18 protein-coding genes and 1 riboswitch are annotated in these 21,203 nt (G+C 73.6%); of the genes, 15 read left to right on the top strand and 3 right to left on the bottom strand.

Annotated elements, in window-relative coordinates:
- Nucleotides 1–14: 14 nt before the first annotated feature.
- From coaBC to ACWER9_RS18760, 4 genes are all read left to right on the top strand, one after another.
- Nucleotides 15–1,223: a bifunctional phosphopantothenoylcysteine decarboxylase/phosphopantothenate--cysteine ligase CoaBC gene (gene coaBC / locus ACWER9_RS18775; RefSeq protein ID WP_452303034.1), complete on the top strand. Its 1,209-nt coding sequence runs from the start codon at nucleotides 15–17 to the stop codon at nucleotides 1,221–1,223.
- Between the two features lie 87 nt (nucleotides 1,224–1,310).
- Nucleotides 1,311–2,504: a methionine adenosyltransferase gene (gene metK, locus ACWER9_RS18770; RefSeq protein ID WP_124778413.1), complete on the top strand. Its 1,194-nt coding sequence runs from the start codon at nucleotides 1,311–1,313 to the stop codon at nucleotides 2,502–2,504.
- The gene (locus ACWER9_RS18765; protein ID WP_452303048.1) at nucleotides 2,501–4,474 is read left to right on the top strand and encodes a primosomal protein N'; all 1,974 of its coding nucleotides are present in this window, start codon (nucleotides 2,501–2,503) and stop codon (nucleotides 4,472–4,474) included. Before metK ends, ACWER9_RS18765 begins: the two co-directional genes overlap by 4 nt.
- A gap of 255 nt (nucleotides 4,475–4,729) precedes the next feature.
- The gene (locus ACWER9_RS18760; protein WP_452303033.1) at nucleotides 4,730–5,713 is read left to right on the top strand and encodes an AAA family ATPase; all 984 of its coding nucleotides are present in this window, start codon (nucleotides 4,730–4,732) and stop codon (nucleotides 5,711–5,713) included.
- A 78-nt stretch (nucleotides 5,714–5,791) separates the two neighbouring features.
- Here ACWER9_RS18760 and ACWER9_RS18755 read toward each other — a convergent pair whose 3' ends face one another.
- Nucleotides 5,792–7,072 carry a hypothetical protein gene (locus ACWER9_RS18755; protein WP_452303032.1) on the bottom strand — a complete coding sequence of 427 codons (1,281 nt, stop codon included), beginning with the start codon at nucleotides 7,070–7,072 and terminating at the stop codon, nucleotides 5,792–5,794.
- A gap of 241 nt (nucleotides 7,073–7,313) precedes the next feature.
- Here ACWER9_RS18755 and ACWER9_RS18750 point away from each other — a divergent pair, with 241 nt between their 5' ends.
- From ACWER9_RS18750 to ACWER9_RS18735, 4 genes are all read left to right on the top strand, one after another.
- A complete protein-coding gene (locus ACWER9_RS18750; protein WP_452303031.1) occupies nucleotides 7,314–9,782 on the top strand; it encodes an ATP-binding protein in 2,469 nt (822 codons plus the stop codon).
- A gap of 110 nt (nucleotides 9,783–9,892) precedes the next feature.
- A complete protein-coding gene (gene def / locus ACWER9_RS18745; RefSeq protein ID WP_452303030.1) occupies nucleotides 9,893–10,450 on the top strand; it encodes a peptide deformylase in 558 nt (185 codons plus the stop codon).
- A 5-nt stretch (nucleotides 10,451–10,455) separates the two neighbouring features.
- Nucleotides 10,456–11,382, top strand: a complete 927-nt coding sequence (fmt, locus tag ACWER9_RS18740) for a methionyl-tRNA formyltransferase (RefSeq protein ID WP_452303029.1) — start codon at nucleotides 10,456–10,458, stop codon at nucleotides 11,380–11,382.
- Nucleotides 11,337–12,815 (top strand): RsmB/NOP family class I SAM-dependent RNA methyltransferase, encoded by a 1,479-nt coding sequence (locus ACWER9_RS18735; RefSeq protein ID WP_452303047.1) that lies wholly within the window; start codon nucleotides 11,337–11,339, stop codon nucleotides 12,813–12,815. Before fmt ends, ACWER9_RS18735 begins: the two co-directional genes overlap by 46 nt.
- A 43-nt stretch (nucleotides 12,816–12,858) precedes the next feature.
- Here the strand turns inward: ACWER9_RS18735 and ACWER9_RS18730 are convergent, their stop codons facing one another.
- Nucleotides 12,859–13,749: a septum formation family protein gene (locus ACWER9_RS18730; RefSeq protein ID WP_452303028.1), complete on the bottom strand. Its 891-nt coding sequence runs from the start codon at nucleotides 13,747–13,749 to the stop codon at nucleotides 12,859–12,861.
- A gap of 82 nt (nucleotides 13,750–13,831) precedes the next feature.
- The gene (locus ACWER9_RS18725; protein ID WP_452303027.1) at nucleotides 13,832–14,722 is read right to left on the bottom strand and encodes a septum formation family protein; all 891 of its coding nucleotides are present in this window, start codon (nucleotides 14,720–14,722) and stop codon (nucleotides 13,832–13,834) included.
- Between the two features lie 254 nt (nucleotides 14,723–14,976).
- Here ACWER9_RS18725 and rpe point away from each other — a divergent pair, with 254 nt between their 5' ends.
- The 7 genes from rpe (at nucleotide 14,977) to ribH (ending at nucleotide 21,179) form a co-directional block, all read left to right on the top strand.
- Nucleotides 14,977–15,657 carry a ribulose-phosphate 3-epimerase gene (gene rpe / locus ACWER9_RS18720; protein WP_452303026.1) on the top strand — a complete coding sequence of 227 codons (681 nt, stop codon included), beginning with the start codon at nucleotides 14,977–14,979 and terminating at the stop codon, nucleotides 15,655–15,657.
- 1 nt (nucleotide 15,658) lies between these two features.
- Nucleotides 15,659–16,615 (top strand): GGDEF domain-containing response regulator, encoded by a 957-nt coding sequence (locus ACWER9_RS18715; RefSeq protein WP_452303025.1) that lies wholly within the window; start codon nucleotides 15,659–15,661, stop codon nucleotides 16,613–16,615.
- Between the two features lie 77 nt (nucleotides 16,616–16,692).
- Nucleotides 16,693–16,863: riboswitch (FMN riboswitch) on the top strand.
- Between the two features lie 166 nt (nucleotides 16,864–17,029).
- Nucleotides 17,030–18,091 carry a bifunctional diaminohydroxyphosphoribosylaminopyrimidine deaminase/5-amino-6-(5-phosphoribosylamino)uracil reductase RibD gene (ribD, locus tag ACWER9_RS18710; protein ID WP_452303024.1) on the top strand — a complete coding sequence of 354 codons (1,062 nt, stop codon included), beginning with the start codon at nucleotides 17,030–17,032 and terminating at the stop codon, nucleotides 18,089–18,091.
- A 1-nt stretch (nucleotide 18,092) separates the two neighbouring features.
- Nucleotides 18,093–18,731, top strand: a complete 639-nt coding sequence (locus ACWER9_RS18705; protein ID WP_452303023.1) for a riboflavin synthase — start codon at nucleotides 18,093–18,095, stop codon at nucleotides 18,729–18,731.
- Nucleotides 18,731–19,414: a nicotinamide riboside transporter PnuC gene (gene pnuC, locus ACWER9_RS18700; protein ID WP_452303022.1), complete on the top strand. Its 684-nt coding sequence runs from the start codon at nucleotides 18,731–18,733 to the stop codon at nucleotides 19,412–19,414. The genes ACWER9_RS18705 and pnuC overlap by 1 nt, the downstream gene beginning before the upstream one ends.
- Complete coding sequence (locus ACWER9_RS18695) at nucleotides 19,411–20,676, top strand: bifunctional 3,4-dihydroxy-2-butanone-4-phosphate synthase/GTP cyclohydrolase II (protein WP_452303021.1); 1,266 nt, start codon at nucleotides 19,411–19,413, stop codon at nucleotides 20,674–20,676. Before pnuC ends, ACWER9_RS18695 begins: the two co-directional genes overlap by 4 nt.
- 2 nt (nucleotides 20,677–20,678) lie before the next feature.
- Entirely contained in the window at nucleotides 20,679–21,179 is a 501-nt protein-coding gene (ribH, locus tag ACWER9_RS18690) for a 6,7-dimethyl-8-ribityllumazine synthase (protein WP_030335701.1), read from the top strand.
- Nucleotides 21,180–21,203 lie beyond the last annotated feature (24 nt).

Here is a 21,203-nt window from a genome sequence, read left to right as displayed (position 1 = left end):
GCCCTCGCTTGCCGATGTCCGCCTCGATCGTCCTCGGGGTCGGTGGCGGCATCGCCGCCTACAAGGCGTGCGAGCTGCTGCGACTCTTCACCGAATCCGGCCACCGGGTTCGGGTCGTGCCAACCGCGTCGGCGCTCCGCTTCGTTGGAGCGCCGACCTGGGCCGCGCTCTCCGGTCAACCGGTCGCCGACGACGTCTGGACCGACGTCCACGAGGTGCCGCACGTCCGGCTCGGTAAGCAGGCCGACCTCGTGGTGGTCGCACCGACCACCACCGACCTGCTGGCCAAGGCCGCGCACGGCCTCGCCGACGACCTGCTGACCAACACCCTGCTGACCGCCCGCTGCCCGGTCCTGCTGGCCCCGGCCATGCACACCGAGATGTGGGAGCACCCCGCCACCGTGGCCAACGTCGCCACGCTGCGCTCCCGGGGGGTGCGGGTCATCGAGCCCGCCGTCGGCCGGCTCACCGGCGCCGACACCGGCAAGGGCCGGCTGCCCGACCCGGCGGAGATCTTCGCCGTCGCCAGTCGGCTCCTGACCCGCGGCGGCGCCGCACCCGCCGACCTGACCGGCCGCAGGGTGGTCGTCACCGCCGGTGGCACCCGCGAGCCCCTCGACCCGGTCCGCTTCCTGGGCAACCGTTCGTCGGGCAAGCAGGGGTACGCGTTCGCCCGCGCGGCGGTCGCCCGGGGCGCCCGGGTCACCCTGATCGCGGCCAACGTCGGCCTCGCCGACCCGGCCGGCGTCGACCTCCTCCGGGTGGGCACCACCGCCGAGCTGCGGGAGGCGACAGTCAAGGCCGCCGTCGAGGCGGACGCGGTGGTGATGGCGGCGGCTCCGGCCGATTTCCGACCCGCGACGTACGCGCCTGGCAAAATCAAGAAGTCGGACGACGGCGTCGCGCCCACCATCGAGCTCGTCACGAACCCGGACATCGCGGCGGAGCTCGGCCAGCGCAAACGACCAGAGCAGGTGCTGGTGGTGTTCGCCGCCGAAACCGGCGATGCCGAGGCCAACGGCCGGGCGAAACTCGCCCGGAAGCGGGCCGACCTGATCGTGGTCAACGAGGTCGGTCCGGATCTCGTCTTCGGCGCCGACACCAACACGGTGACGGTGATCGGCGCGGACGGTTCGGTCAGCCGGCTGCCCGAGCAGGCCAAGGACGCGGTGGCCGACGCCGTCTGGGATCTCGTCGTGGCGCGGCTGCCCGATCACTCCTGACGGGTGGAACAGGGCGTGACCGATCCCGACACCGACCGCAGTGGTGATTAGACTGCCGCGGAACGACCTCACACGCTTAGGAGTGCCGTGACACGCCGTCTCTTCACGTCCGAATCGGTCACGGAAGGCCACCCGGACAAGATCGCTGACCAGATCAGCGATGGCATCCTCGACGCGCTGCTGACCGAGGACCCCCACAGCCGCGTGGCGGTGGAGACCATGATCACCACCGGTCAGGTGCACATCGCCGGTGAGGTGACCACCAAGGCGTACGCCGACATCCCGACGATCGTCCGCCGGACCATCCTCGACATCGGCTACGACTCGTCGAAGAAGGGCTTCGACGGGGCCTCCTGCGGGGTCAGCGTCTCCATCGGCGCCCAGTCCGAGGACATCGCGCAGGGTGTGGACAACGCCTTCGAGCTGCGTACCGGGGCGTCGGAGAGCGCGCTCGACGCGCAGGGTGCCGGCGACCAGGGCATGATGTTCGGCTTCGCCTGCTCGGAGACGCCCGAGCTGATGCCGCTGCCGATCGCGCTGGCGCACCGGCTGGCCCGCCGCCTCTCGGCGGTGCGCAAGGACGGCACGATCCCGTACCTGCGGCCGGACGGCAAGACCCAGGTCACCATCGAGTACGAGGGGCTGCGCCCGGTCCGGCTCAACACCGTGGTGGTGTCCAGCCAGCACGCCGCCGACATCTCGCTGGACTCGCTGCTCACCCCGGACGTGCGCGACCACGTGATCGCTCCGGAGTTGGAGAGCCTCGGCCTGGACACCGACGGCTACCGGCTGCTGGTCAACCCGACCGGCCGGTTCGAGATCGGTGGCCCGATGGGTGACGCCGGGCTGACCGGCCGCAAGATCATCGTCGACACCTACGGTGGGTACGCCCGCCACGGTGGCGGCGCGTTCTCCGGCAAGGACCCGTCCAAGGTGGACCGCTCGGCCGCGTACGCGATGCGCTGGGTCGCCAAGAACGTGGTCGCCGCCGGGCTGGCCGAGCGGTGCGAGGCGCAGGTCGCCTACGCCATCGGCAAGGCCCACCCGGTGAGCCTGTTCATCGAGACGTTCGGCACCGAGACGGTGCCGGTCGCCTCGATCGAGAAGGCCGTCTCCGAGGTGTTCGACCTGCGCCCGGCCGCGATCATCCGGGACCTCAACCTGCTCCGCCCGATCTACCAGCAGACCGCCGCGTACGGCCACTTCGGCCGGGAGCTGCCGGACCTGACCTGGGAGAGCACCGACCGGGCCGCCGACCTCAAGTCGGCCGCGGGAGCCTGACCGCCACCAAGCGCAGCGACCGGCGACCCGCGGACGGGTCGCCGGTCGCACGCGTCTGCGTGGACGTCCCGCTGGCGCACCTGGACCGGCCGTTCGACTATCTGGTCCCGTCCGAGCTGGACGAGGTGGCGGTGCCCGGCACCCGGGTGAAGGTGCGCTTCGCCGGGCAACTCGTGGACGGGTGGCTGCTCTCGCGCGCTGACGACTCCGGGCACACCGGCCGCCTCGCGTACCTGGAGAAGGTGGTCTCGCCGGAGCCGGTGCTGGCCCCCGAGGTCGCCCGGCTGGCCCGGGCTGTCGCCGACCGGTACGCGGGCAGCCTCGCCGACGTGCTCCGGCTCGCCGTGCCACCACGACACGCGCGGGTGGAGAAGGAGCCCTTCGACGAGCAGCCCGTCCGGGCGGCCCCCACCGAGGCGGTCGACCCGCGCGGGTGGCGCGACTATCCGACCGGCCCGGCCCTGCTGCGGGCGCTCACCGACGGCCGGGCACCCCGCGCGGTCTGGTCGGCGCTGCCCGGCGAGGACTGGGCGGCCCGCTACGCCGACGCGGTGGCGGCCACCGTCGCCGGTGGGCGCGGCGCGGTGGTCGTGGTGCCCGACGCGCGTGACCTCGACCGCCTCGACGCCGCGCTCACCGCCGTGCTCGGCCCGGGGCGACACGTCAGTCTCTCCGCCGCGCTCGGCCCGGCCCGGCGGTACCGGGCGTTCCTCGCCGCTCGCCGTGCCCAGGTGCCGGTGGTGATCGGCACCCGGGCGGCGATGTTCGCCCCGGTGGCCCGGCTCGGCCTCGTCGCCATCTGGGACGACGGTGACGACCTGCACTCCGAGCCCCGGGCGCCGTACCCGCACGCCCGTGACGTGCTGCTCACCCGCGCCCACCTCGCCGAGGTGGGCGCGCTTGTCGGGGGGTACGCCCGTACGGCCGAGGCGCAGCTGCTGGTGGAGACCGGTTGGGCCCCGGAGGTGGTCGCCGACCGGGCCACCGTGCGGGCGCGGATCCCGGCCATCGCGCCGACCGGCGACGACCCGCAGCTCGCCCGTGACCCCGGGGCCGCCACCGCCCGGCTGCCCAGCCTGGCCTGGACCGCCGCCCGGGACGCCATCCGCCAGGACCTGCCGGTGCTGGTGCAGGTGCCCCGACGCGGCTACCTGCCGTCGATATCCTGCGCGGAGTGCCGCACCCCGGCCCGCTGCGCGCACTGCGCCGGCCCGCTCGCGCTGCCCTCGGCCGGCGGCACCCCGGCCTGCCGCTGGTGCGCGCGGGTAGCGGCCGCGTACGCCTGCCCGCAGTGCGGTGGGCGGCGGCTGCGGGCCGCGGTGACCGGCGCCCGGCGGACCGCCGAGGAGCTGGGTCGGGCGTTTCCCGGCGTCCCGGTGCGCACCTCGGGGCGCGAGGAGGTGCTGACCGACGTGCCGGGTGGGGCGGCCCTGGTGGTGGCCACCCCGGGTGCCGAGCCGGTCGCCGAGGGCGGCTACGGCGCGGTGCTGCTGCTCGACTCGTGGGCCCTGCTGACCCGGGCCGACCTGCGCGCCGGTGAGGAGGCGCTGCGCCGCTGGCTGTCGGCTGCTGCTCTGGCCCGGCCGGCGCCGGCCGGTCGGGTGGTGGTGGTCGCCGACGGTGCGCTCGCTCCCGTGCAGGCGCTGCTGCGCTGGGACGCCGGCTGGTTCGCCGGCCGGGAGTTGGCCGAGCGCCGTGAGCTTGGCTTCCCGCCGGCCGTCCGGATGGCGAGCGTCACCGGCCCGGCGGAGGCTGTGGCGGACCTGCTGGCCGCGGCCCGGCTGCCCGGTGACGCCGAGGTGCTCGGGCCGGTGCCGGCCGAGGAGGGTCGGGAGCGGATGTTGGTTCGGGTGCCCCGGGCCCGGGCCGCCGCGCTCGCCGAGGCGCTGCACTCGGCCGCCGGCGCTCGGGCCGCCCGCAAGGCCGCCGATCCGGTTCGTCTCCAGGTCGATCCGCTGAGCCTGTTCTGAGGAGTTTCGGCCGGTGCCGCCGGTGGCGGGCCTCGCCCGCCGTGGTGGTCCTCGCACACCGCGTCCGGCGAAGCGGTGGCGTCCGAGTGGTAGCATCGCCCGTCATGCTGAGGCGTACGACGGGCTCCAGGTCGCGAGGGAGCGTCAGACGCGCCGAGCTGGAGCCGCCGCCGTCGGCGTGGCGACGGCGGGAACGCGTCGGTCGGGCGCGAGGTCGATGAAGTCAATGAGCCGGTGATCAGGGGTGGACCAGTCGTGACCGTTGGACAATCGATCGTCTTCAACGGCGACCTCGGCAGCGGCAAGAGCACGGTGTCGGTCGAGATCGCCAAGCGGCTCGGCATGCGCCGGGTCAGCGTGGGGGACCTCTACCGGGAGATGGCGCAGCAGCGGCAGATGACCGCGTTGCAGCTCAACCTGCACGCCGAGCTCGACCAGGCCGTCGACGGCTACGTCGACCAGCTCCAGCGGGACATCGCCGCCTCCGGTGAGCGTCTCATCATGGACTCGCGGCTGGCGTGGCACTTCTTCACCGACGCGCTCAAGGTGCACATGATCACCGAGCCGGGCGAGGCGGCGCGCCGGGTGCTCGCCCGACCGTCCGGGCCGGCGGAGAGCTACGCCTCCCTGGACGAGGCCAAGGCCAAGCTCCGGGAGCGCAGCGCGAGCGAGCGCAGCCGGTTCATCATCCGTTACGGCGTGGACAAGGCCCGTTTGCGCAACTATGACCTGATCTGCGACACCACCCGGGCGTCCGCCGCCGAGGTGATCGAGCACATCGTGGCCGCGTACGAGGGCACCCTCGGCGCCGAGGTGCTGCGCGACGCGCCGCCGCTGCTGTTGTTGGACCCGGCCCGGGTCTACCCGACCGAGGACATCGCCACCCTGCGCGGGCTGTGGGACACCGACTTCGTCGGTGGGGTGGCCGAGGCCGGCGACGAGGCCCTCGAACCGCTGAAGATCGGGTTCACCGGCGAGTACTTCTTCGTCGTGGACGGTCACCGCCGCCTCAGCGCCGCTCTGCAGAACGGGTTCTCCCTGGTCCCCGCCCAGCTGGTCGCCGAGGTCGACGAGCCGGTGGTGGGCGGGATGACCGCGATCGACTACTTCGCCGCCCAGGTGCGTCCCGGCCTGATCTACGACTGGGAGGCGGCTCACAAGATCCAACTGCCGTTGCCCGAGCCGGCGCTACTCCGTGGCGACGCGGTGCTCGCGGGGGACCCGGGCGCCAGCGTCTGAACCGGCGTGTGGCCGGGCCGACGCGCGGGGTACGCGCGCGGCCCGGCCACCGAGTCGTTCGGCGGTCGCCGAGACGGCTCAGCCGAGGACGACGCCCGAGGCGCCGACGCCGGCCATGCCGGAGAAGATGTCCTCGTAGTAGAACCGCCAGGCGCAGACCCGGCCGGTGGGGCGGTAGCCGGTGCAGGCCGTCGACGTGTTGGTGTCGTCGATGGCGGTGTTGGTGCCGGTGGCCCAGACCTGGAGCGTGTTCGCCGCGTTCACGATCTCCACCGGGCCGCCGCTGTCGCCCTGACCGACGGCGTTGGTGCGGGTGGTGTTCTCCGCCTGGACCTGGCCGCAGACCTGGCCGAAGTCGCGCACGTTGATGCAGAGGTTGCGGGCCTTCACCTGGATCGAGCAGCGGGTGCCGGAGTACGCGCCGGAGGTGCACACCCAGTTGCCGACCTGGCTGGCCGACGCGCCGATCACCTGGTTGCTGAACTCACTGACCACGTTGCCGTTCGCGTCGGTGCTGTTGTTGAAGACCCGGCCGCCCGAGGCGCCGGAGAGCAGCAGGGTGTCCGTGCCGGCGTTGCGGGTGCCGACGATGCCCATCGACTGCCCGGTCGGGTCGGTCGCGGCGTTGTTGATGTTGCCGCAGTGCGCGGCGGAGAGGATCCGCGCGGACCCGCCCTGGAAGACCCCGAAGCCGGTCGAGCAGCCGCCGCCGGTGGTGGCGTTGCGCCAGGCGGCGCCGCCCCACCACGGTGTGGTGTCGTCCCATCGGGTCGCGGGCGCGGCGGCGACCTTGGTCTGCACGGTCACCGGCACGCCGGCCATGGCCGTCGCGCCGAGCAGCCCGTCCTGCGTGCCAACGAGCAGGCCGGCACCGTCGGCGCGCGGCCCGACCGTGGTGATCTCGTCGCCGGCCTTGGCCCGCAGCCGATCGGCTGCGGCGAGGAGTTCCCGCTGCGAGTACGCGGCGGGCAGCACCTGGGTGGCGACGGTGGCCCGGGCGGTGGCCACCAGGCTGGCCGGCGGTTCGCCCTTCCAGTAGACCTGGAGCTGGCGGGTGGTGGGGTCGGCGACGATGCCGGCGAAGCCGGAGTTCGGGCTGCGCTCGGCCACCTTCGTGATCCGGGCGGCGGCGTCGTTCATGCGCTGCTGCAGCCGCAGCAGCTCCGACCAGGAGGCGAAGCCGCCGGGCACCGGCGTGCTGTCGACGAAGGATCCGGTGGCGGCGGCCTTGCCGCCCGGTGCTGCGGTGGCGGGTGTGGCGGTCATGCCCGCGGCGAGCAGCGCGAGACTGACCGCGGTGACGGCGACGCGACGCAGCATCGCCACGGGGCGCCGGGTGGTCGGGTGTGGACGGATCATCGGGTACCTCTTCCCCCAGGGATCGTGGAGCGGGCCGTGCCCGCACCAGGGACGGTGGCAGGGGCGTCGGCGCGGTGAGGCGGATCCTGGACGGTGCTGGACACGGCTGGACACCACCGGACGGGGGGACGGTCCGCAGTGGAACTGTCATACATTGGCCGCTGTCTATCGAGCGGCGCGAGGGTGGAATTACCCTGCCCGTGCGCATCCGGGGGGCCGGATGACCGGGGGTGGGGGCCGCATGTCCGACCAGTGGGTACCTTCCGGAACTTGTCAGACGTCACATGGGTCGTCCGGAGCGTTCGAGCTGGCCCGTGCCGGCACCGAGGCGCAGACCCTGCCGGAGCTGGCCGGGTTGCTGCGCCAACTGCGCCGTCGGGAAGCCCGCCAGCAGGGCGAGACACTGCTGACGTACCGGCAGTTGGCCGCGAAGACCGGCTGGTCGCGCGGGATCATCGGGGAGTACTTCTCCGGCAACATCCTGCCGCCGCCGGAGCGCTTCGACGCCCTCATCCGACTGCTCGGGGCGACCCCGGCCGAGCAGGGAGTGCTGGCCACCGCACGGGACCGGGTCGAGGAGCGGCGTCGACACCTGACCCGGGACCACAGCACCACCGGACGGGTGGGCGTGCGGCCCCGGGCCGGCGGCCCGCGCACCGGCACGACGTCCCCGCCCTTTCCGGTGCCCCGCCAGCTGCCCCCGGTGCTGCCCGGGTTCGTCGGACGGGCCGCCCACCTCGCGCGGCTCGACGCCGAGTGCGCGGCGTCCCCGGCGCCCGGGGACGACGACGTGGCGTCGGTCACCGTCCTGACGGTGTCCGGTACGGCCGGGGTCGGCAAGACGACCCTCGCCGTCAACTGGGCGCACCGGGTCGCCGACCGCTTCCCGGACGGCCAGCTCTACGTCGACCTGCGCGGGTTCGACTCCACCGGGACTGTGCTGACGGCGGCCGAGGCGGTGCGGGGCTTCCTGGAGGCACTGGAGGTGCCTGCCGAACGAATCCCCACCCACCTGCCCGCTCAGGTGGGTCTCTACCGCAGCCTGCTCGCTGGTCGCCGGATGCTGGTGCTGCTGGACAACGCCCGCGACGCCGACCAGGTCCGGCCCCTGCTGGTCGGCAGTGCGAGCTGTCTGGTCCTGGTCACCAGTCGCAACCGGCTCGCCGGTCTGGTCGCCACCGAGGGCGCCCGGCCGGTCAGCGTCGACCTGCTCAGCACCGCGGAGGCCTGGCAGCTGTTGGCCCGGCGGCTCGGCGCGCACCGGCTGGCGGCCGAGCCGCAGGCGGTGGACGAGATCATCGAGCGGTGCGCGCGGCTACCGCTGGCGCTTGCCGTCCTCGCTGCGAGAGCTGCGGAGAAGCCGGCGTTCCCGTTGGCCACCCTCGCGGCCGAACTGCGCGCGGCGCCGCGACCACTCGACTCGTTCGACGGAGGCGACACCAGCACCGACGTGCAGGCCGTCTTCTCCTGGTCGTACCGGGGCCTGACCCCACCGGCGGCACGCCTGTTCCGGCTCTTCGGCTGCCACCCCGGCCCGGACATCGGGGTCGCCGCCGCGGCCAGCCTGGCCGGGCTGCCCCGGGCCGAGGTGCCGCGACTGCTGGCGGAGTTGGCCCACGCGCACCTCGTCACCGAACACGTCCCCGGCCGGTACGGCGCGCACGACCTCCTCCGGGCGTACGCGGCCGAGCAGGTCGAACGGCTCGAACCGGCGCCGGCCCGGCGGGCCGCGATCCGCCGTGGGCTGGACCACTACCTGCACACCGCGCACGCGGCGGCGCTGCTGCTGCAACCGGGCCGGGATCCGGTCACCCTCGCTGCCGCCGCACCGGGTGTGCTGCCGGAGAGGATGACCGACCTCGGTCAGGCGCTCGCCTGGTTCGGCGTCGAGTATCCGGTGCTGCTGGCGGCGGTCGCCCACGCCACCCGGGCCGGGTTCGACGGCCACGCGTGGCAGCTGGCCTGGACCCTGGTGGACTTCCTGCAGCGCCGGGGGCGGTGGCCGGATCTGGCGGTGGCCCAGCGCAACGCCCTGGCCGGGGCGCAGCGGGCCGGCGACCGACCCGGGCAGGCGAATGCCCACCGCGACCTCGCCCGGGTGCAGTATCGACTGGGCCGGGTGGATGAGGCGGCGAGGAACTACCGCCAGGCCCTGGTGATCTTCGCGGAGCTGGGCGACCACACCGGGCAGGCGCGTACCCACCGGGCGTTCGGCGCGATGCTCGACGGGCTCGGCCGGCACGCCGAGTCGCTGGAGCAGAGCGAGCGCGCCCTGGCGCTGTACCGGGCGGCCGGGCACGTCGCCGGGGAGGCCAGCGCCCGCAACGCGGTGGGCTGGGCGCACGCCCAGCTCGGCCAGTACGAGCCGGCGCTGGGGCACTGCCGGGAGGCGTTGCGGCTGCTCCAAACGACCGGCGACCGGCACGGTGAGGCGAACACCTGGGACAGCCTCGGCTTCATCCACGCCCGGCTGGGTGAGCACGGCGCCGCGATCAGGTGTTTCCAGCGGGCGATCGGGCTGTACCGGCGGGTCAGTGACCGCTTCGACGAGGCGGACACCCTGTCCCGGCTCGGCGAGAGCCGGCAGGCGATGGGGGACGCGGCCGGCGCCGCGCGGACCTGGCGACGAGCCGTCGGCATCCTCGACGACCTCGGGCACCCGGCCGTCGAACGGGTGCGTGAGCTGCTGGCCCGGGCCGTCCGCGGGTGACGCTTGGCACACCGGCGGTGGGTGATCGAGGTGCGCCGCCCGGCCGGTGGCCGGGCACTCCGTAGACTGGTACGGCACCGCTCGTCCACCCACCGAAGGAGCCGTCCCGCGTGACCGTCCAGCCCATCCGTCTGTTTGGGGATCCGGTGCTGCGCACGCCGGCCGATCCGGTCGTCGACTTCGACGCCGAGCTACGTCGGCTGGTGGCCGACCTCACCGACACGATGCGGGAGCAGAACGGCGCCGGCTTGGCCGCGCCGCAGCTCGGTGTGAGCCTGCGGGTGTTCACCTTCGACGTCGACGACGTCCTCGGGCACCTGATCAACCCGGTGCTGGAGTTCCCCGACGAGGAGGAGCAGGACGGCCCGGAGGGCTGCCTGTCGATCCCCGGGCTCTACTTCGACACCAAGCGTCGGCAGAACGTCGTCGCCAAGGGCTTCAACTCGTTCGGCGACCCGATGCAGATCGTCGGCACCGGTCTGATGGCACGGTGTGTGCAGCACGAGACCGACCACCTCGACGGGGTGCTCTTCCTGGACCGACTGGACCAGGAGGGGCGCAAGGAGGCCATGAAGGCCATCCGCCAGGCCGAGTGGTACGACGCGGCGGCTCCGCCCACGGTCAAGCTCAGCCCGCACACCAGCAACCCCTTCGGTCTGGGGCGCTGACCCGGATGCGCGTGATCTTCGCCGGTACGCCGGCCGTCGCCGTGCCCGCCCTGGCCGCCGTCGCGGCCTCCCGACACGAGCTGGTGGCCGTGGTCACCCGGCCCGACGCGCCCGCCGGGCGGGGACGGGGTCTGTCCCGTTCCCCGGTCGGTGCGTGGGCCGACGAGCACGGCGTCGAGGTGCTCACGCCGGCCCGCCCCCGCGACCCGGAGTTCCTCGACCGGCTGCGCGAGCTGGAGCCGGCCTGCGTGCCGGTGGTCGCCTACGGCGCGCTGGTGCCGCCGGCGGCCCTGGAGATCCCCCGGCACGGGTGGATCAACCTGCACTTCTCGCTGCTGCCCGCGTGGCGTGGCGCCGCGCCGGTGCAGCACGCCGTGCTGCACGGTGACGAGGTGACCGGGGCCAGCGTCTTCCAGCTGGAGGCGGGCCTGGACACCGGCCCGGTCTACGGCACCCTGACCGACGAGATCAGCGCCGCCGACACCTCCGGTGACCTGCTGGGGCGGCTCGCCGACTCCGGTGCCGGGCTGCTGGTGGCGGTGCTCGACGCGATCGACGAGGGCACCGCCCGCGCGGAGCCGCAGCCGGCCGACGGGGTGTCGCTGGCGCCGAAGTTGACAGTCGACGACGCGCGGGTGCGCTGGGGCGACCCGGCCTTCGCCGTGGACCGGCGGATCCGGGCCTGCACGCCCGCGCCGGGTGGCTGGACCACGTTCCGGGACGAGCGGGTGAAGCTCGGCCCGGTCGTCCCGGTGCCCGACGGCCCCGCGCTGAAGCCGGGGGAGTTGTTCGTGGAGAAGTCCGGGGTGCTTGTCGGCACGGCGACCGTGCCGGTGCGTCTCGGTGAGGTTCGTGCCGCGGGCAAGCGGGCCATGGGCGCGACCGACTGGGCGCGCGGCGTCCGGGTCGGCGCTGGAGAGGACTTCGCGTGACGGCACCGGAGGGGACCCGACCGACGCGCCCCGGCCCGTCGACCGGCCGTGGCGGCGACCGCCGCCCAACCCGACCACCACTGGACCGGCCGCGCCGCGCCGCGTACGAGGCGGTGGCAGCGGTGCACCGCGACGACGCGTTCGCCAATCTGGTGCTGCCCATCATCCTGCGCGAGGAGGGGCTGTTCGGTCGGGACGCGGCCTTCGCCACCGAGCTGACCTACGGCACCCTGCGCCACCTGGGCACGTTGGATGCGATCCTGACCGACGCCGCCGGGCGGGACGTGGCCCGGATCGACCCGCCGGCCCGCGACGCGTTGCGGCTCGGGGCGTACCAACTGCTGCACACCCGGGTGCCGGCGCACGCCGCGGTCTCGTCGACGGTGGACCTGGTCCGCTCGGTCGCGCCGGGCGCGGCCGGCTTCGCCAACGCGGTGCTGCGCGAGGTGTCCAGCCGTGACGCGGACGCCTGGGTGGCGAAGCTCGCCCCGCCGATGGAGACCGACCCGACCGGGCACCTCGCGCTGGCGTACAGCCATCCGCAGTGGATCGTGCGGGCCTTCTCCGAGGCGCTCGGCGGCGACCTGGGCGAGACGACCCGCCTCCTGATCGAGGACAATGAGCGCCCTCCGGTGCACCTGTGCGCCCGGCCCGGTCTGATCGACCCGGTCGAGCTGGCCGACCAGGTCGGCGGTGCGCCAGGCGCCTTCTCGCCGTACGCCGTCTATCTGCCCGGTGGCGCGCCGGGCGACATTCCGGCGGTGGCCGACGGCCGCGCCCACGTCCAGGACGAGGGCTCCCAGCTGGTGGCCGCCGCGCTCGCCTCCGCGCCGCTGGACGGCCCGGACGGGCGTTGGTTGGACCTGTGCGCCGGCCCGGGAGGCAAGGCCGGGCTGCTCGGCGCGTTGGCCGCGCAGCGCGGTGCCCGGGTGACCGCGGTGGAGGTGGCCGAGCACCGGGCCAGGCTGGTCTCCCAGGCGACCCGGGGCCTGCCGGTGGCCGTGCTCACCATGGACGGTCGGGAGGTCGGCGGCGACCCGAAGCTGCCGGAGCAGCACTTCGACCGGGTGCTTGTGGACGCACCGTGCACGGGGCTGGGCTCGCTGCGTCGGCGGCCGGAGTCGCGCTGGCGTCGCCAGCCGTCCGACCTGCCGCCGCTGACCCGGCTGCAACGGGAGTTGCTCGGCGCGGCGCTGCGGGCGGTCCGTCCGGGCGGTCTGGTCGCCTACGTCACCTGTTCGCCGCACACCGTCGAGACGCACGTGACGGTGACCGAGGCGGCCCGCCGCAGCGGGGTCCAGGTGGACTTCGTGGACGCCCGGCCGCTGCTGCCGGCCGGCATGCCGGGTCTGGGTGACGGGCCCACCGTGCAGCTCTGGCCGCACCGGCACGGCACCGACGCGATGTTCCTCGCCGTGCTGCGCCGAGGCTGACCCGACCCTGCGTCCGGCCGGTCGGTGATTCGACCGGCCGGGCTCAGGTGACCGGTAGGCCCTTGGTTCCGGCGTTCTTCATCGAGCGGGTCAGGTTCCGGTCGGAGATCCAGAGGAAGCACTGGACGCCCCGGTTGCCGTTGCGCCACTCCTCCTCGTACGGCTGGTAGTAGATCGTTCCGGCGCGGAAGTCGAGCTGGGAGTTGTCCGGCACCTTGGCGTACGTGGCGATCATCGACTGGCAGGCCCGGTGGGTGCGCTTGGTGGTGCGGGTGAACTCGGCGTAGCTGACGTCCGGGCCCTGCCATACCCCGACGAACTCGGCGTGGTGCTTGGCGGTGCAGGAGACCGGCACCATCTCGTCGATGTCGTCCTTGACCAGCTTGGGGTTGAAGCAGCGGTAGGCCAGCGGCGCAGCACCGGAGAGCGCGCCCCGCAGGCTGCCGGTGCGCAGGTCGACGGCGGTGTCGTCGATGCTGGCGATCTCGGTGACGTCACAGCGGTACCAGCGGGCCCCGCCCGCCCACGCCGGCGGCGACGGAAGCACGACGGTCAGGCCGAGGCGCCCGGAACGCCAGTCGCCGCCCACCGCCTTGGTGACCGCCGTGTCGCAGCCTGCCTGGGCGGCCCGCATCCCGGCGGAGCCGGGCTGCGGGGGCGTGCCGCCCTCGGCGCCCCGGCCGGTGAGGGTGCCGACGTGCATGGTCTCCACCCGGTGCGCCTCGGTGCACGCCGTCGGGTTGTAACCGGTCAGGAAGCCGACCTGCTGGGAGCTCTGGTGGCAGACGTCGGCAGCGGGGACGAACTGCTGCGCCGCGACGGGCGCCGGCCAGTCGTCGACGAGGTCACGGTCGAGTCCGGCGGGTGCGCCGCACCCGGACAGCGCCAGGGCCAGAGCCCCACCCCCGGCGAACGCCGCCAACCACCGTCGCATCCCGACCTCCCGCCGCTGGTGGCCCCCGACCGGACCCAGCCGGTCGGTACCGCCACGGCGCAGCAGCATACGGCACCGATGCTCAGATCGCGGGCAGTCCCTCGGGGCCGGCGCCGCGCATCGAGCGGGTGAGTTTGCGGTCGTCGCTCCACAGGAAACAGCGCACCCCACGGTCGCCCTCCTCCCACTCCCGCTGCGACGGTGGGTAGTAGATGGACCCGGCCCGGTACGGCAGCTCGCTGTTGTTGGGCACCGCCGCGTACTCGGCGATCAGCGCCATGCAGCGACGGTGGGCCTGCTCGGCGGACTTGGCGAACTCCGCCCAGCTCATGTCCCGCTCCTCGTAGACGCCCACGAACTCGGCGCGGTGCGGCTCGGTGCAGAGCACGGGCGCCATGTAGTTGAGGTTGTCGCCGATGAGTTTGGGGTCGAAGCAGCGGTGCGTCAGGGGCGTGTCGCCGATCAGCGCGCCGCGCAGGCTGCCGGTGCGGTTCACCGGGCGGGTGTTGTCGATGCTGCCGGTCTCGCTGAGGTCGCAGCGGAACCAGCGGGCGCCACCGGCCCAGGCGGGCGCGGAGGGCAGCGCGAGGGTCAGCGCGAGCCGGGCGGTGTGCCAGTCACCGCCGAGCACCTGACGGGCCCGCTGGTCACACTCGGCGCGGGCGGTGCGCAGCGCCGACGACCCGGGTTCAGGTCGGTTCTCGGTCAGCGCGTCGGGCCCGACGAAGGTGCCGACGTGGATGGTCTCGGCCAGGTGGTTGCGCGCGCAGTCCACCGTCTCGTACGTGCTGGCCTGCACGACCGAGGCGATCCGCGGCAGGCAGGTGTCGGTGGCGGGGGTGAACGGCTTCGGAACCCGCAGCGCCGGCCAGTCGTCGGTGAGATCACCGTCCGCGCCGCGCGCCGGCGCGCAGCCGGCCAGCAGCACCGTCGTGACGCCGGCCAGCACCAGCGCTGGAAGCCACCGTCGCATCGTCCGCCCTCCCGGGAGCTGGCGGCCGGTCGTCGCGCCCCGCGGCGAGACTCCGGCGGGCGTGCAGCCTATGGCACCGTCCCGGTTGGAGTGTCGTCGCGTTTCCGTCGATCGGCCAGCCGCTGATGTCTGTTCGTCCGGATTCGGGGGTCCGGTGCGTCCAATTCTGCACCACTGGTCACTGCTGGGTCACAGCGCGTCCCCGATGGTGGCGCGATGCTGGTGGCGGGTCGCCACGTTCGTACACTGGCCCCGTGACCGTACCGCCGCCGATCGTCGCGCCGAGCATTCTGGCCGCCGATTTCGCCCGCCTCGCCGAAGAGGTCCGTGCCGTCGAGGACGCCGCGGACTGGTTGCACGTGGACGTGATGGACAACCACTTCGTGCCGAACCTGACCATCGGGCTGCCCGTGGTGCAGAGCCTGCGGGCTGTCACGGCGATGCCCTTCGACGTGCACCTGATGATCGAGGACCCCCGCCGGTGGGCTCCCGGGTACGCCGACGCCGGGGCGTACAACGTCACCTTCCACGCGGAGGCGTCCGACGACCCGGTGGCGCTGGCCAAGGATCTGCGCTCGGCCGGTGCGAAGGCGGGCCTGGCCATCGACCGGGACACCCCGATCGAGCCCTACCTGGACCTACTGCCCAGCTTCGACACCCTGCTGATCATGACGATCAAGGCGGGCTTCGGTGGGCAGCGGTTCATTCCGCAGCTGCTGGAGAAGGTGCGGGCCGCCCGGCGGCACGTCTCGGCCGGGCACCTGGAGCTGCGCATCGAGGTGGACGGCGGGATCGCCGCCGACACCATCGAGCAGGCGGCCGCCGCGGGCGCCGACGCGTTCGTGGCCGGCACCGCCGTGTACGGGGCCGCCGACCCGGCGGAGGCCGTACGGCACCTGCGCGCACTGGCGGAACGCGCGGCTCCCGGGGCCTGAGGTGGAGCCCGAGGCCGACCGCAAGGACATCATTCTCGTCGTGGACGACGATGAGGACATCGCTCGTTTCGTCGAGTTCAACCTGCGGCTGCACGGCTTCGAGGTGATCCACGCCAGTGACGGTCAGGAGGCCCTGGAGGTCATCGAGCGGCAGCGGCCGGACCTGGCGGTGGTCGATCTCATGATGCCCCGCATCGACGGGCTGGAGTTGACCCGGCGGCTGCGCGCCGACCCGATGACCTCCGCCCTTCCGGTGATCATGTTGACCGCCAAGGGGATGACCGTCGACAAGGTGCACGGGCTCAGCGCCGGCGCGGACGACTACCTGGTCAAGCCGTTCGACACCGCCGAGCTGGTGGCCCGGGTCTCGTCCACGCTGCGCCGCAACAAGGAGTTCCGGGAGGTCTCCCCGCTGACCGGGTTGCCCGGCAACAGCCGGATCCGGCGGGAGATCAGCGACCGGGTCCGCAACGGTGTGGACTACGCGGTCGGCTACGTCGACATCGACAGGTTCAAGAGCGTCAACGACAGGTACGGCTTCGTCCGCGGCGACGACTTCATCTCCGCGCTGGCCCGCAGCCTGCACCGGGCGGTGGTGGGCGTCGGGCTGCCACCGGCCTTCCTCGGCCACGTCGGCGGCGACGACTTCGTCATCGTCTGCGCTCCGGACCAGGTGCGTCCGCTGACCTCCCAGGCGGTGGTCGACTTCGAGAACGCCGCCGACACGCTCTACGACCCGACCGACCGGGAGCGCGGCTTCGTCGAGTTGAAGGACCGGCGGGGCAACATCAGGCGCGCGGCCCTGGTCACCCTCTCCATCGGGGTCTCCCTCTCTGACTCCGGCAAGCGGTTCTCCGACCCCCTGGAGGCGATCGCGATGGCCTCGGAGATGAAGACCGTGGCGAAGAGCCAACCGGGCTCGTACGTGGCTGTGGACCGGCGACGCGGCGTCACCTGAGCGTGATACCGCTGTGAAGTAGCTCGCCTAGGTAGCGGCGGAGCCGCATCGGCGTGTAAGACTTCCGTGTACCCACCACGCGCTGGCGGGACTCGGTGAAATTCCGAACCGGCGGTGATCCACGGTCCAACCGTGGTCAGCCCGCGACCCGGACGGCTCTGTCGCCCGGTGGACCTGGTGAGAATCCGGGGCCGACGGTTGGGGGCGGTTCGTCCGCGCCCAGACAGTCCGGATGGGAGACAGCGCGCGGGACGGACGGGTCCGAGCCGGCCGCTGGCTTCAGCGTGCCGTGCCGACCCCCCGGGGCGGCTGTGCCGTTTCCGGAATCCGCCACCGCCTGCCCGTGGCCCCATGGCCACCGCCTCCCTGACCGCCTGCGCGCGGACCGGCGAGTGAGAGGGCAGGGGCAGGGCGATGGCCAGCGTCTCCGTTGATGAGGCGATGCGGCGTGCGATCGAGTTGGCCGCGCGCGGGCTCGGCACCACAAGCCCCAACCCGGTGGTCGGGTGCGTGTTGCTCGACGAGGACGGCCAGGTCGTCGGCGAGGGCTTCCACGCGTACGCCGGTGGCCCGCACGCCGAGATCGTGGCGCTGGCGCAGGCCGGGCGGCGGGCCAAGGGCGGCACCGCGGTCGTCACTCTGGAACCCTGCGACCACACCGGCCGCACCGGCCCCTGTAGTTCCGCTCTCGTGCAGGCGGGGGTGGGCCGGGTGGTCATCGCCGTACCCGACCCCAACCCGGTCGCTTCCGGGGGCGCCGCCACCTTGCGCGCCGCCGGGGTCCGGGTCGATCTGGGGGTACGCGGCGAGGAGGCCGAGGCCGGCAACGTCGCCTGGCTGACCTCGATGCGCCGGGGCTGGCCGTACGTGATCTGGAAGTACGCCGCCACCCTCGACGGGCGCTCCGCCGCTGCCGACGGCACCAGCATGTGGATCACCTCGGAGGCGGCCCGGATCGACGTGCACGCGCTGCGCGGCACTGTCGACGCGGTCATCGCCGGGGTGGGCACCGTGCTCGCCGACGACCCCCGGTTGACCGCCCGCAACCTGCGCGACGGCAGCCTGGCCATCCGGCAGCCGCTGCGGGTGGTGGTGGACAGTTCGGGGCGTACCCCGGCCGACGCCCGGGTCCGCGACGGCGCCGCGCGGACGTGGATCGCGACCGCCGACGAGGTCGGCGCCGACCCGGACGGCCGGGTGGACCTGCCGGCGCTGCTCGCGGCGCTGCACCAGCGCGGGGTCCGCGCGGTGCTGCTGGAGGGCGGTCCCCGGCTGGCCGGCGCGTTCCTGGAGGCCGGCCTGGTCGACAAGATCGTCGGGTACGTCGCGCCGCGGTTGCTCGGCGCCGGTCCGACCGCGCTCGTCGACGCGGGAGTGACCACCATCGCTGAGGCCATCGATCTGGAGTTCGTCGACGTTACGCAGATCGGTCCGGATCTCCGGATCACCGCTTTGCCCCGCAAAAGGGAGGGCTGAGATGTTCACCGGCATTATCGAGGAACTGGGCGAGATCGTCCGGGTCGCGCCGACGGCTGGCGATTCGGCGTTGCTCGGCGTCCGCGGCCCGCTTGTCACGTCCGACGCCCGGCACGGCGACTCGATCGCCGTCAACGGTGTCTGCCTGACCGTCGTGGAGGTGGCCGACGGCGTCTTCACCGCCGACGTGATGGGGGAGACGCTGCGCCGCTCCGCGCTGGGCGCGCTGCGCCCGGGCGACCCGGTCAACCTGGAGCGGGCCGCCGCGCTCGGCAGTCGCCTCGGCGGGCACCTGGTCCAGGGCCACGTCGACGGCGTCGGTGAACTGGTCTCCCGGGAGCCGGCCGAGCAGTGGGAGACCGTCCGGTTCCGACTGCCCGCCGCCCTGTCCCGGTACGTCGTGGAGAAGGGCTCGATCACCATCGACGGTGTCTCGTTGACAGTCGCCGCCGTCGGCGCGGACGAGTTCGCCGTCGGGCTGATCCCGACCACGCTGAAGCTGACCACGCTCGGCGCGAAGGGCGTCGGCGACCCGGTCAACCTGGAGGTGGACGTGCTGGCCAAGTACGTCGAGCGGCTGCTCGGCGACCGGCTCGGTGACACCCGCGGGGCGACCACGATCCCGGGTGGGGTGGCCTGATGGGTCCGCTCAGCTGGCTCCTCGACGCCCAGGTGCAGGTCGCCGGCTCGCCGGTGCTGGCCCGGGAGATCGTCGGCAACGCGTTCGGGCTGGTCTCGGCGCTGCTCGGGCTGCGCCGGCTGGTCTGGGCGTGGCCGGTCGGCATGATCGGTAACGCGCTGCTGCTCACCGTCTTCCTCGGCGGGGTGTTCGCCACCCCGCAGGCGCACGACCTGTACGGGCAGGCCGGCCGCCAGGTGTTCTTCTTCGCGGTGAGCGTCTACGGCTGGTGGCGGTGGCGGCGCAACCGTCGCGGCGACGCCGGGCAGGCGGCGGTCGTCCCGCGCTGGGCCACCGCACGGGAACGACTGGTGCTGCTGGCCGCCGCCGTGCTCGGCACCGCCGCGGCGTACCCGGTGCTCAAGGCCCTGGGCTCGTGGGGCCCGCTGCCGGACGCCTGGATCCTCACCGGCAGCCTGCTGGCCACCTACGGCATGGCCCGCGGCTGGGTGGAGTTCTGGCTGCTCTGGATCGCGGTGGACGCGGTCGGCGTGCCGCTGCTGCTGCGCGGCGGGTTCTACCCGTCGGCCGTCATGTACCTGATCTACGGCGCCCTCTGCGTCTGGGGCTTCGCCGCCTGGTGGCGCACCTCGCGCGCCGGGGCCACCGCCCCTCAACCCACCTACCGGGAGGCGCTCGCGTGACCAGCTTCGGGGATATCGACCAGGCGATCGCGGACATCGCGGCCGGCCGGCCGGTCGTCGTGGTCGACGACGCGGACCGGGAGAACGAGGGCGACCTGATCTTCGCGGCCGAGTTGGCCACGCCGGAGCTGATGGCGTTCATGGTGCGCTACACCTCCGGCTACGTCTGCGTGGCGCTCACCGAGAGCGAAGCCGACCGGCTCGACCTGCCGCCGATGCACCACACCAACCAGGACCGGCGCGGCACCGCGTACACGGTGACCGTGGACGCCCGCGAGGGGGTCAGCACCGGCATCTCGGCGGCCGACCGCGCGCACACCAGTCGGCTGCTCGCCGACGCGGCCACCGACCCGACCGACCTGGCCCGCCCGGGGCACGTGGTGCCGCTGCGGGCCCGCGAGGGCGGGGTGCTGCGCCGACCGGGGCACACCGAGGCGGGCATCGACCTGACCCGGCTGGCCGGGCTGCGTCCGGCCGGCGTGCTCTGCGAGCTGGTCAACGACGACGGCACCATGATGCGCCTGCCGGACCTGGAGAAGTTCTCCGCCGAGCACGGCCTCACGCTTGTCACCATCGCCGACCTCATCGCCTACCGGCGGCGGACCGAGAAGCAGGTCGAACTGGTCGCCGACGCCCGGATGCCGACGAAGCACGGGGTGTTCCGGGCGCTCGGCTACCGCGCCGAGCACGACCCGGCCGAGCACGTCGCGATGGTGCTCGGTGACCTCGGTGACGGCCAGGACGTGCTGGTCCGGGTGCACTCCGAGTGCCTGACCGGGGACGTGTTCGGCTCGCTGCGCTGCGACTGTGGGCCGCAGCTGGACGCCGCGTTGGCTCGGGTCGGGCAGGAGGGCCGGGGTGTGGTGCTCTACGTCCGTGGGCACGAGGGTCGCGGCATCGGTCTGCTGCACAAGTTGCAGGCGTACCAACTGCAGGACCTGGGCCGCGACACCGTCGACGCCAACCTCGACCTGGGCCTGCCGGCCGACGCCCGCGACTACGGCACCGGCGCGCAGATCCTCTACGACCTGGGCGTGCGGTCGATGCGACTGTTGACCAACAACCCGGCCAAGCGGGCCGGGCTGGAGGGGTACGGGTTGACCATCACCGGCCGCGAAGGGCTGCCGGCCGGCGCGCACCCGGAGAACATGCGCTACCTGCGCACCAAGCGGGACCGGATGGGTCACCTGCTGGACGAGTTGGACGAGGTGTCCGAGGCGCCACTGGGGCGTCCGGTCGCCAACGACGAGATCGGAGCATGACGATGGCGGGTTTCGGTGAGCCGGGAGTCGAGGCGGTCGACGCCGCTGGGCTGACCGTCGGGGTCGTCGCCGCTCGCTGGCACGGCGAGTTGACCGACCACATGCTCGAGCGTGCGGTGGCCGCCGCCGAGGCGTGCGGCGCGCGTTCCGTGGTCGCCCGGGTCGCCGGTTCGGTCGAGCTTCCGGTGGTGGCGCAGGCCCTCGCCCGTCGCTGCGACGTGGTGGTCGCGCTCGGCGTCGTGGTCCGTGGTGCCACCGCCCACTTCGACTACGTCTGCCGCTCGGTCACCGACGGCCTGACCCGGGTGGCGCTCGACGAGGGCAAGCCGGTGGCGCACGGAGTGCTGACCGTGGAGACCATCGAGCAGGCCCGTGACCGCGCCGGACTGCCCGGCTCGGCGGAGGACAAGGGCTGGGCGGCCACCGTCGCCGCGCTCGACGCGGCGCTTGCCGTGCGGACCGTGGCGGCGGGCAACGCCCAGCGGGTCGGCTTCGGCGGCTGACCCTCGCTTTTCCGCTCACTCCCT

This window comes from Micromonospora sp. NPDC003944 (assembly GCF_053605225.1).
Note: the sequence above shows the minus strand (reverse complement) of the source record. Positions and strands in the feature narration are given on the sequence as shown.